This window comes from Sulfurimonas lacustris, from assembly GCF_059705355.1.
Map to the genome: position 1 here is coordinate 1428930 of NZ_AP046125.1, position 12963 is coordinate 1441892.

Genomic DNA, 12963 nt, shown 5'->3' on the forward strand with positions numbered 1-12963 from the left:
TAGCTTATACTTAAAAGGAAGATTTATACAACATGCTGTAAATCATCTGGAGTAACCGCAACAAGAACAGTAGGGTCATAACATGCCTCTGGCGCATACGATGTTTGAGTAGTTGATGAGCCCTCTGACACCTCTGTTGCACACTCAGGCAGCGGACACAAATCTCCATCAAGCGTCATTATCGCTTCTAGCGTTAGAACGTCACACGCATCTTCTGACGTAGGCTCGTAACTTGCTGTCATAAAACTCATCTCCATGATTGGCTCCGGTTCAAAAGCACCATATAGCAAATAATCAGTTCCAAGCGTTTCATCTAGGAGAGTTTGCGCTGTTTCTAAGTTTTGCAGGATATCAGACATTGCAGAAGACTCACTACTAGAAAGCATCTCAATAAAAGTGTTAAGATTTTGCTGTGTAGCCATAAGATTTTCTGTTTGCAACGCAATCGTCTCATCGACACGCCCCATCATATCCTCAACACGATATGCCATATCAACGACATCTTCAGAGAGAGAGGTCATTGCACTCACAAAGACATCGGATTGATCCATCATTAAGCCCATTGTGTCGTTTGCTGTTTGCATAACCGAGTGCATCTGCGCTATCGTCTCATCCATTCCATCGCCTAGTGACAAAAAGAGTTCGTTCATCGGTTCGCTTATCTCGCTGATGCTTGTCATGATGGTTGCGCTCATCTGCTCCATCAAAGAGTCCATTACTGTTGTAAACTCTTCTCCTTCGCCAACTATCGAATCCATAAACGCTCCAGCCATAGAACCCATCATCTCACCCATAGCAAGTGCAGGATTTTCTTGGTCTGCCGTTACTCCCGCCATAAAGGCTTTTACCATCTCTCCCATGCTGTACGCCATCTCCGATGGTGTTGCATTGGCTCCGATACCGCTCATTTCTCCCATAAACGACTGCATCATAGAACCCATCATATCTGCCATGGTTGCCATCGGAGTTCCCTCTGCCATAAAGGTATCCATCATCATTGCGACCATCTGGCTTGGTTCAAAGAACTCATCCATATGAAGCATCGCCATCGTCTCCTCTGCCATCTCCATCATGGTGCGCATCATATCATTTATCATCATAGTGTCCATCATGGCATGGAACATTCCTTCAAATTGTTCCATTGAAAGACCCATTCCTGCTACAAAGCTCTCCATAATCTCCATAAACGGTTCGCTTACGCTCTCCTGCATCGACAAGCCCATCGCGCTTCCCATCATCATGTTCATCATCGACTCTATCATATCGGTCATGTCTATCTGCATATCTGAGGCAAAAACCGGAAGCGAGGCAATCGATGTCGAACTATCCATCATTTGTGTAGCGTTGATAAGCTCGCTCATGCTCATCATAGAAGCTGTTGGAATCGTGTAACCAACAAGCAGCGTTGCACCGTCTAACAACGAGGAGATATCACTTGAGAGTCCATCTTCTGCCATAAGCTGCGCTGAACTAAGCGCTATTAGAGAGCCGTCTGCACTCTGAAGATAGAGCGTACTTGTATATGTTTGAGGCTCTGAAGAGGCGGCAATTGTGTCTAGTGTGTCCACTGCGCCTGTAAGTGTCTCCATCATGCCCGTAAATGCATCGCTTCCCATCATGTCACTTAAAAACTCAGAATTTTCACTTAGTATGGACATCAACTCCATCGCATTTGCTTGAGTAGCTAAAAAGTTTTCATTCATAATTACCTGTGTATCGACGATGCGATCAGCCATCTCATTTATACGTCCTGCCATCAAACCGATATCATCAGAGAGACGAAGCATCGTGTCAAGGTAGAGAGGTGTTTGCTCGATAAGCTCTTCAATCGTCCCATTAGCAGTGTTGAACATGGAGACAAAAAGCTCCATATTTGCATCCATACCATCTACAAATGTTCTCATCAAATCCTGCGCTGGATCCATCATAGTAAGCATACTCTCTGTTGCCGTATCGGCGAGACGAGTAAAACTTCCCATCATAGTTTGGGTAAAACTGCTCATCGGAGTGAGTTCATCCCCTGTGATAGAAGCCATAAACGAGCCCATCATAGAGCCCATCATCTCTCCCATAGCACCCGCTAGAGCGTTCTCGTCTCCTGTGACTCCAATCATAAACTCTCTTACCATCTCACCCATCAACTCAGCAAATTCAAGCGGTGTTTGCGCGGTATCGCTCTGGGTCATTCCACTCATAAAAGAGTACATCATCGATCCCATCGTCTGACCCATCATCTCCATCGGTGATGTTTCTGAGCCCAAATGCGACTCGAAACCTTGAATCATTTGGTTGAATTGCTCCAATGGTAAATCCATCATCGACAAAGAGTCGGCGCTAAACATACTTCCCATAAAGCTGTTGATATCCATAATCGAAGTAGCATCCGCAAACATTGGAAGCTGTTCAAGAGTAAATCCGCTTCCCTCTACCATCTGTGTCATAGAGAGCAGTTCTGGAAGTGTCATAGAAGAGCCAAGAGGTATGGTGTAACCAACTAACATCGTGTTGTTCTCTAAAAAAGAGGTTATAGAAACAGAGCCATCACTGTTATATAGCTCTGATTCGCTTATTTTTACTATCTCTCCAAAGTCGTTAAGCAGATACAAATCACTTGGAACAACGGTTGTCATGCTACCCATACTTGAGACATCATCCATCGCACTTTGGAGTTTTAAGAGGTTATCCATAACCATAGTAAAACTCTCGCCTATCATCGACTCATAAAGAGATGAATCTTCTGAGAGCATTGTTATGAGTTCCATCGTATTTTGCTGTGTAGCTAGGAAATTTGCACTTTGAATCACTTCTGTCTCAACAATGCGATCTGCCATCTCTCCGATACGATCTGCCATCAAGCCGATATCATCGGAGAGGCGTAAAATGGTAGCCATATACTCAGGGCTCATCTCAATCATATCTTGCGCAGTCTCATTCATCATCGCAAACATGGAGCTTATATAATCAGTGTTTCCTTGAATACCGATGAGCATAACTTGCATCACATCTGCCATCGGTTCCATCACTTGTGCAGCACTAGAAGAAAAATCATTCATAAAGCGGGTCATCATGGTTGTTATAACATCCATAAATGTCCCAAGCGGATCCTCTGCATCGCCTGTAACCGAAGTCATAAATGCGCCCATCATAGAGCCCATCATCTCTCCCATTGCAGCTGCTGGTTCATCCCTACTTCCCGTCACACCCACCATAAACTGATGCATCATTTCACCCATCGTTCGGGCAAATTCATTTGCAGCCATATCGCCCTCAGCGCCTGTCATCCCCTCCATGAAAGAGAGCATCATAGAGCCCATAGTATATGCCATCGCATCCATCGGCGTATCTCCGAGAGACATGGAGTTTCCAAAGCTCTGCATCATAGTGCTCATCATCGCATTGAACGAATCCAGAGGCATTGCACTAAGCGAACCGCTCATCATTCCCATCATAGAATCACTCATCTGCATCATAGAATCAGCCATGCCGCTTTGAGACATCACACCCATCATCTCCTGCATCATAACAGAGAACTCATCCATCGGCATAGAATCCATACCGCCCATGAAACTATCCATCATCGACATAAACGGATCCATCATCGAAGCGTCTATAGAATCCGACTGCGTAAAACCAGAGCCCATAAACATCCCCATCATAGAGCTCATCATCGAGCTCATATCTGTGATGGAAGCACTTCCCGTAGAGAGGTCAAACATCGGAAGTCCAGACATATCAAATCCACCGCCTTGAATCAGCGTCGTATAGCGCATTAAATCATTTAAGCTCATAGAGGTGGCATTTGGAATCGTATAGCCTACAAGAAGCTGATTGCCGTTGAGAAACTGTGTGATATCGACAGAACCATCAAGATTTGCCAAATCAGTCTCACTAATCGCAATCATCTCTCCGTTACTGGTTTGCATATAGAGTTGTGAAGCAAAAATCGATTCAGCACTCAGTTCTGAAAGATTCATTGAAGAGATAACGGTATCTACTTTTTCCAAATTTGCCATCATCGCAGAGAAATCTTCAAATCCCATCTGTGCGATTAAACTTTCTTGATTTTGCAAGAGCATATTCATCAGAAGAAGTGCATTCTCCTGTGTTGCCAAAAAGTTCTCGCTCTGAATCACTTGAGTATCTACGATTCTATCTGCCATCTCTCCTATTCTATCTGCTATTGCTCCGATATCGTCTGAGAGAGTAAGGATAGTCGCCATATAGGTAGGGCTTTGTTCTATCATACTTTGCATGGTTCCGTTGGCTGTATCGAACATAGAAGCTATCACTTCCATATTTCCATCCATGGTATTCATCATGGTATCCATCATACTTATCATTGGATCCATAACGGTTACCATATTGGAGCTCATATCACTCATGAAGCGGCTCATCATATCACTCATGGTTGTAGTAAAGCTTTGGAGTGGTGCTGTGGTATCTCCTGTCATTCCTGACATCATACTTCCCATCATGCTACCCATCATATCGCCGAGTGCTTGTGCTGGGTCTTCATTTCCTCCTGTTAGTCCTACCATAAACTGATTTATCATCTCTCCCATGGTAAGGGCAAACTCTTGGGCAGGTTTTTCGCTGGTGTTACCTGTCATCCCGTCCATAAATGAGTACATCATGGAGCCCATGGTGTTTGCCATATCTACGAATGGGTCCTCTGATGTCTGCATCTGTTGGCTGAACGTGTCCATCATCACACCCATCATATCGCCAAACTGAGAGATTGGCATAGCGCTCATCATACCATCCATCATCTCCATCATCTTCGATGCCATTTGGCTCATGGTATCCATCATACCGCTTTGCATCATGACGTTCATCATCTGATTCATCATACCCATGAACTCATCCATAGGCATAGAATCCATTCCGCTCATAAAGGAGTTCATCATCTCCATTAACGGCTCACTCATAGTTGACATATCCATAGGCATTCCATCGGTAGTTGTCATACCTGAACCCATAAACATAGACATCATAGAGTTCATCATTGCCGACATATCGTTAATGGAGCTATCATCTCCACTTGGAAGGCTAAACATAGGAAGCTCTTGCATACTAAAGCCCTCTTGGATGATGGTTGTCATATTTAGCAGGTCACCGAGTGTCATAGTGGATGTTGTTGGAATGGTATAGGCTACTAGAAGTTCTCTTCCATCTAAGAGGGAGCTGATATCTACTGAGAGACCATCCTCGCTTAGCCAGTTTAGTTCGCTGAGTTTAAATATACCTCCATCACTTGTCATAGTGTAAAGGTCACTTGGAAGTGTTTGCATTGCGTTATAGTCAACGGCTTCCCAGAGCATACTCATAGCATCGGTTGCTTTAGTGAGATTCGCCATAACCTCACTAAACCCAGCCATGTTCTGAATATCTTGTGGTTGAGACATCATCATCTCTATAAGGCTCAGTGCGTTTGCTTGGGTTGCTAGGAAGTTCGGGCTTTGAATCACTTGGGTATCTACGATTCTATCTGCCATCTCGCCTATTCTATCTGCCATTGCTCCGATATCATCTGATAGTCTAAGCATTGTATCCATATAGAGTGGGCTTTGTTCTATCATGCTTTGCATGGTTCCGTTGGCTGTATCGAACATGGAAGCTATTACTTCCATATTTCCATCCATTGTATTCATCATGGTATCCATCATACTTATCATTGGATCCATAACGGTTACCATATTGGAGCTCATATCACTCATGAAGCGGCTCATCATATCACTCATGGTTGTAGTAAAGCTTTGGAGTGGTGCTGTGGTATCTCCTGTCATTCCTGACATCATACTTCCCATCATGCTACCCATCATATCGCCGAGTGCTTGTGCTGGGTCTTCATTTCCTCCTGTTAGTCCTACCATAAACTGATTTATCATCTCTCCCATGGTAAGGGCAAACTCTTGGGCAGGTTTTTCGCTGGTGTTACCTGTCATCCCGTCCATAAATGAGTACATCATGGAGCCCATGGTGTTTGCCATATCTACGAATGGGTCCTCTGATGTCTGCATCTGTTGGCTGAACGTGTCCATCATCACACCCATCATATCGCCAAACTGAGAGATTGGCATAGCGCTCATCATACCATCCATCATCTCCATCATCTTCGATGCCATTTGGCTCATGGTATCCATCATACCGCTTTGCATCATGACGTTCATCATCTGATTCATCATACCCATGAACTCATCCATAGGCATAGAATCCATTCCGCTCATAAAGGAGTTCATCATCTCCATTAACGGCTCACTCATAGTTGACATATCCATAGGCATTCCATCGGTAGTTGTCATACCTGAACCCATAAACATAGACATCATAGAGTTCATCATTGCCGACATATCGTTAATGGAGCTATCATCTCCACTTGGAAGGCTAAACATAGGAAGCTCTTGCATACTAAAGCCCTCTTGGATGATGGTTGTCATATTTAGCAGGTCACCGAGTGTCATAGTGGATGTTGTTGGAATGGTATAGGCTACTAGAAGTTCTCTTCCATCTAAGAGGGAGCTGATATCTACTGAGAGACCATCCTCGCTTAGCCAGTTTAGTTCGCTGAGTTTTTGGATGGAGTTGTCTCTATTTTTAACATAGAGAGTAGTCATTAAAGAGTCATCTTCCTTCTCTGCTGGAGTATTTGTTTGATTTTGAGCATTATCACTACGCTTAGCCACAATAATTTCAAATCTATCTTCAAGAAAGCTATTTTTTCTTGCCGCTTTCAACTCATTTGTATCACCATTATTCAATGCTTCTATGCTTGAGATACTATTTTTTGAGTGCTCATTGCGCTCTAAAAAATGTGCCGACATACGAGTACTATTTTCCGCACCCTCTTCACCAGATGCTGTTTCTAAGCTCTCTTCATCAAACGCACCATCTGCACTACTCATATCTTCTTCTATTTTTTCTAAAAAAGTCTTATCAAAAGAGACTTTGGACTTTGCAGAGATAAAAATCTCTTTTCCCAAAGGGAGTATTGCAACTGCAATTTTGGCATTTTTAGGGTTATTCATATGACCGAAGAGAACATCATTTTGAGCAAGAGAGTCGCCCTCTTTTAAAAGCTTTATCTCTCCTTTTATAAAATCCTGAACAAAAAACTGATCTTTTTCAATCTGCTTAATCGTACCAATTATCGTTGCCATAAGAATACACCCCTGTTTTTTTTAAAATCCACATCACACGCTCTGTTGTTTTGAACTTTTTTATCTAAAAAATTTAACTAAAAGAGTTAAAAACATTACAAAACAAAAATTTGTAACTTCTTGTAATTATATTAAAATTTATCTCTTATATTACTTATACTATAATCGCAATTTTATAAATTACACAAAGACAGAAAAATGGCACTTATAGATTTACTCAATATTTCAAAACATTACGAAGCACAAAAGATTTTAAATGAAGTCAATTTTCATGTCGATGAGGGCGAGAGAATCGTTATCATCGGCAAAAATGGAAGCGGCAAATCTACTTTGATGAAGATTGTCAACGGCACGCTTGAGCAAGACGGCGGCGAGAGGATTTGCAGACAAAATCTTGAGATAAAGATGCTTGCACAAAGACCTGAGTTTCAAGAGGGGCAAAGTGTTCGAGAAGCTGTTGAAGCCGGACTGGATGAACTCAACCGTGCAAAAGAGCGCTACAACTCACTCTCGCTTCTCTTGGCTGATGATTTTGAGAACAAAGCACTTATTGATGAACATGAGATGCTCTCACGCTATATCGAACATCATAATGCTTGGAATTTGGATGACAAGATAGAACGCATCATCATACATTTTGACCTCAAGCAGTATGAAGAGAAGCCGGTTGCGATGCTTAGCGGAGGGGAGCAAAGAAGGGTGGCTCTGGCTTCACTGCTTCTGCAAAAACCGGATGTTTTGCTTCTGGATGAACCGACAAACCACCTTGACGTTTACATGGTAGAGTTTTTGGAGGAGCTGATTTTAAGGGAGAAATTTACTCTTGTTTTCATCTCGCATGACAGGTACTTTATCGATAGAGTAGCCACAAAGTGTGTTGAAGTGGAGGATTGTGCGCTTAGAGAGTACAGCGGCGGATACAGCACTTATCTGGTGCAAAAAGAGGAGTACATGCAGACACTCCAAAAACAGCATGAAACGCTTTTAACGATACTAAAGCGAGAAAATGAGTGGTTTGCGCGAGGTGTCAAGGCAAGACTAAAAAGAAACGAGGGGCGCAAAGAACGACTTATGTCTCTTAGAGAAGATGCCAAAACAAACCCCTCTAAAATAAAAAAAATGACGCTCGAGTTAGAGCGTGAAGCAAAACATTTCAACCGTGACAAAAGCGTCAACAAGCAAAAAATGCTCTTTGAAGTCGAAAATCTTGGACTCACACTTGGCAACAAACTACTTTTTAAAAACTTCACCACAAGAATCCTCCAAAAAGATGTTATCGCCATTGTCGGTCCAAACGGAAGCGGTAAATCAACACTTCTCAAAGCTCTTTTAGGACGCATCGAACCAACAGAGGGCAAAATCAAGAGAGGAGAGTTTAGTGTTGGCTACTTTGACCAGCACCGAGAGATGCTTGATGATGAAAAAAACCTTATAGAGACTTTCTGCCCATTTGGCGGAGACAGAGTGAGTGTGCGTGGGCGTGATATGCATGTCTTTGGCTACTTGAAAAACTTCCTTTTCCCCAGAGAGTTTTTGGACAAGAAGATAGGAATACTCAGCGGCGGAGAGAAAAACCGTATCGCCCTTGCCCTGCTCTTTACCAAAAATGTAGATATTCTCATCCTTGACGAACCTACAAACGATTTGGATATCCCAACCATAAACATCCTTGAAGAGCAGTTGATGAACTTTGGCGGAGCGGTAATCATAGTAAGCCACGATAGATATTTTGTCGATAAAATCGCAAAAAAACTCTTTATCTTCAAAGAGGACAAGCATATCGAGGAGAGTTACCAAAGCTACACGGAGTATCTCGAACTAGAACATGAACTAAAAGAGCTTAGTGAACTTGAAAAAGAGAGCCAAAAAACAGAGGAAAAACCAAAAGAGAGCAAACCAAAAGAGTTGCGTCTTACTTTTAAAGAGAAAATCGCACTTGAAAAACTCCCGCTTGAGATAGATGCTCTTGAAGCAAAAATAGACGAAAAAAACAGCTGCTTGGCAAACCCTGCATGCTACGAAAAGATAGGCATAACACAACTCGCCCGTGAGCTTGAAGAGTTAAAAAATCTTTATGAAGAAAAAGTGGAAGAGTTGTTGATGATTCAGGAGAAAGAGGAAGAGATAAACAGTAATTAACGCACGAATGCGTTATTTACTTTTGCGCCTCTTTAAGAGTGTCTGCTATTAAAAATGCCAGCTCTAAAGCTTGGTCGGCGTTAAGGCGAGGGTCGCAATGCGTATGGTAACGAGAGCTTAAATCCTCTTCTGTTACGATAAACGAACCACCGATGCACTCCGTTACATTTTTACCAGTCATCTCCAGATGTACACCACCCGCAAATGTTCCCTCAGATTTGTGTACTTGAAAGAACTGTTTCATCTCTGTAAGGATGGCATCGACAGGGCGTGTTTTAAAGTTGTTAGATGATTTGATAGTATTTCCATGCATCGGGTCACAGCTCCAAAGAACTTTTTTGCCCTCTCTCTCGATTGCACGGATAAGCTTTGGCATGCCATCACCAACTTTATCTGCTCCCATTCTTACAATTACATTTAAACGTCCTGCTTCATTTTCAGGGTTCAAAATATCGCAAAGTCTTACCAGATCTTCAGGATCCATTGACGGACCGGCTTTGACACCGATAGGGTTTTTGATACCTCTCATATACTCTATATGCGCACCGTCAAGTTGACGTGTTCTATCGCCTATCCAGAGCATATGCGCAGATGTATCGTACCAGTCTCCCGTAAGCGAATCTCTTCTTGTAAACGCCTCTTCATACGGAAGTAAAAGTGCCTCATGTGATGTATAAAAATCAGTTTCACGAAGCGCTCTATGCGTCTTGGATGAGATACCACATGCTTCCATAAACTTTAAAGTCTTTCCAATCTCCTCCGCCAAATCTTCATACTTTTTACTGATTTCACTCTGATGCGTAAAGTCAAGATTCCACTTATGAACCTCGTGCAAATCAGCCAAACCGCCGGATGCAAACGCACGTAAAAGATTTAGTGTTGCAGCTGACTGGTTGTAAGCTTTTATCATTCTTTGCGGGTCTGGAATACGTGCTTCGGACGTAAACTCAACACCGTTTATGATATCGCCGCGGTAAGCATCTAGCGTTACTCCACCGATAGTCTCAGTGTCGCTTGAGCGAGGTTTTGCAAACTGACCGCCTACACGACCTATCTTGATAACAGGAAGCCCGCCGGCATAGGTCATCACAACTGCCATTTGCAAAATCGCTTTGAATGTATCACGGATGTTATGTGCATGAAACTCACTAAAACTCTCAGCACAATCACCGCCTTGAAGTAAAAAAGCCTTTCCCTCAGAAGCGTTTGCCAACTGTGCTTTTAAAGAGCGTGCTTCACCAGCAAAAACAAGCGGAGGATAGTTTTTCAACTCATCCAAAACACGCTTGAGTTCCTCTTGATTTTGATAGGTTGGTTGCTGTACGATAGGTTTTTCTCTCCAGCTTGATGGACTCCAAGTACTCATTGTCATACCTTTAAACTATATATTTTTCGCGGATTTTACATTAAACTACCTAAAATAGCACTGATAAGAATTTTGTGCTTAACTAAACTTTTTCTCCCGCTTTATGCGGGTAGCTTTAGGGGGTTGCGAGGGACAATTGTCCCTTGCCACTAAAACGGACGAGTTCGTTTTAGTGTGTAACATCAAATAAAAGCTTTTTTTTATGCTTAGGAATGTATAATGCAGCATATTTTTCAATGGACTATGTCATTATGCAAAAAAACGATTTAAAAGCGCTTGTTGAGCAGATTTATGAAAATCTTCTTGAGCGCATTGACGCAGAAGAAGAGCCGACAAAAGGGCAAGTTATTGGATATCTCAAAGATGCCGTAGAGATAGTTTCAGGCATCAACGATAAAGACATAGACTCCATAGAGCACGCAAAAGAGAGCTTTAATAACTCCTACAAAGAGCTTGTAAAACAGAGCTTAAACTCCTATAAAAGCACCAATCAAAGATTTGGAGAGTTAACACAGCGCAACCAAGAAACCATAGAGCAGTGTACTTCTAAGCATATCGACGTAGATACTCTCTCTAGCATGTTTGATGAAATCCAGTCTCATATGATAGATGAAGTAAAAAAAGCAAATGAAGTAATCGCTGACTTAACTTCAAAAGTAAAAATTCTTGAAGAGACCTCCAACTTAGACCCTCTTACAAAAGTTTTCAACAGAAGAGCCCTTAGCTCTTACCTTGGAGAAATTTGCTCCAATCAAGGAGCTATCTCCTACCCGCTCCATCTCATTATGCTTGATATTGATAATTTTAAAACTATCAATGACAAACATGGTCACATAACAGGCGATAAAATCCTTATCTTTATCTCTAACATCCTTCGAAAAACTCTTAGAGATGGAGATAAGATTTTCAGATACGGTGGTGAAGAGTTCACTGTTATCATCAACCGCAACACTGATGAGCAGTGTGAACTTATCGCTAATAGACTCTTAACTTTAGTAAGCTCAAACAGACTTATCTATATGGGTGAGCGCATCTCTGTCACTGCAAGTATCGGTGTAACAAAGCTCCATGCAGGCGACACTCCCGACTCTCTTCTCTCAAGAGCAGACAAAGCACTCTACATGTCAAAAAGAAATGGAAAAAACATGGTTACAAAGGTGTGTGAATAATGGAGTTTAACACTTTTGATATTGTAGTCTCTATCCTCATTCTTTTTCTTGGTTTAAAAGGGATAATTAACGGCTTTTTCAAAGAACTTTTTGGACTTATAGGCATCATTGGTGGTATCTTTATCGCCTCAAGAGTGGGAGAAAATGTAGGGCAACTCATCAACAACTCACTTTTAAAGTTTGAAAATAGCGCTGCTATCAACTTTACAGGTTTTTTAGTTACCCTTGGACTCTTTTGGCTCTTTATGATAGGGATTGGTCTGATTTTCAAAAAACTAAGCCTCTTAAGCGGTCTTGGTCTTTTTGATAAAATTCTAGGTTTTATCTTTAGTGCCGGCAAATTTTTCCTTATCGCAGCAGTTATTCTCTACTCCACTTACAACATAAAGGTAATGCGCCCAAACCTCGATAAAATGATGCAAAACAGCATACTTTTCCCTGTTTTAGTAGAAGCGGGAGGTTTTATCATGAAACTAGACTCAACAGAACTCTCCAATGAAATCAACGCAACACTCAGCGAGAGTTCAGAGATACTAAAAGAGAGCGCTCTCAAAGATTTACAAGAAAATGCACTTCAAATCGTAGAAGATACAAAAGATAAAATAGATTCTATAAAAGATGATAACTCATCGAGTCAAAAGAGATAAAGATGCCAGAGATAACTACCGACTTTAGTGATAAAACGATCAAATATAAGCAACTATTAGAGGACTTTAAGCAGCTTCTCAAAAAAAACAACCTCAAGTTTACCATCCAAAGGGAAGTGATACTTGAGACGCTCTACAACGCTGATGAGCACTTAACTCCTGAATCACTCCACAACCTTATCCAAAAAAAATTTCCAGACCTCAAAACTGGAATCGCGACTGTTTATCGAACTCTCTCTTTGCTTGAAGAGTCAGATATGGTCACATCACTCTCTTTTGGTGCGCAAGGCAAAAAGTATGAACTAGGTGCAAAACACCATCACGACCACTTTATCTGTACTTCTTGTGGAAGCATCACAGAGTTTGTTGATGAACAGATAGAAGAGAGACAACGTAAAATAGCACAGGAACTTGGTTTTGAGATGAAAGACCACTCAATGCAGATTTACGGTATCTGCAAAAATTGTCAAAAAAAATAAAAGGAA

6 protein-coding genes are annotated in these 12963 nt (G+C 41.8%); 4 read left to right on the forward strand and 2 right to left on the reverse strand.

Annotation, left to right across the window (positions count from 1 at the left end; all coding sequences use genetic code 11):
* Positions 1 to 23: 23 nt before the first annotated feature.
* Entirely contained in the window at positions 24 to 7157 is a 7134-nt protein-coding gene (locus tag AC6H4V_RS07460; RefSeq protein ID WP_497606343.1) for a hypothetical protein, read from the reverse strand.
* A gap of 198 nt (positions 7158 to 7355) precedes the next feature.
* Between AC6H4V_RS07460 and abc-f the strand changes: the two genes are divergently transcribed.
* Entirely contained in the window at positions 7356 to 9296 is a 1941-nt protein-coding gene (gene abc-f, locus AC6H4V_RS07465) for a ribosomal protection-like ABC-F family protein (protein WP_497606344.1), read from the forward strand.
* A 16-nt stretch (positions 9297 to 9312) separates the two neighbouring features.
* On the opposite strand, the gene AC6H4V_RS07470 is transcribed toward abc-f, so the two are convergent.
* Positions 9313 to 10662 (reverse strand): class II 3-deoxy-7-phosphoheptulonate synthase, encoded by a 1350-nt coding sequence (locus AC6H4V_RS07470; protein ID WP_497606345.1) that lies wholly within the window; start codon positions 10660 to 10662, stop codon positions 9313 to 9315.
* A 236-nt stretch (positions 10663 to 10898) separates the two neighbouring features.
* Between AC6H4V_RS07470 and AC6H4V_RS07475 the strand changes: the two genes are divergently transcribed.
* Genes AC6H4V_RS07475 through AC6H4V_RS07485 form a run of 3 tightly spaced genes read left to right on the forward strand, consistent with a single transcriptional unit; the run spans position 10899 to position 12957 of the window.
* On the forward strand, positions 10899 to 11831 hold the full coding sequence (locus AC6H4V_RS07475; protein ID WP_497606346.1) for a GGDEF domain-containing protein: 933 nt from the start codon (positions 10899 to 10901) through the stop codon (positions 11829 to 11831).
* Entirely contained in the window at positions 11831 to 12478 is a 648-nt protein-coding gene (locus AC6H4V_RS07480) for a CvpA family protein (RefSeq protein ID WP_497606347.1), read from the forward strand. Before AC6H4V_RS07475 ends, AC6H4V_RS07480 begins: the two co-directional genes overlap by 1 nt.
* A 2-nt stretch (positions 12479 to 12480) precedes the next feature.
* Entirely contained in the window at positions 12481 to 12957 is a 477-nt protein-coding gene (locus AC6H4V_RS07485) for a Fur family transcriptional regulator (protein WP_428729610.1), read from the forward strand.
* Positions 12958 to 12963 lie beyond the last annotated feature (6 nt).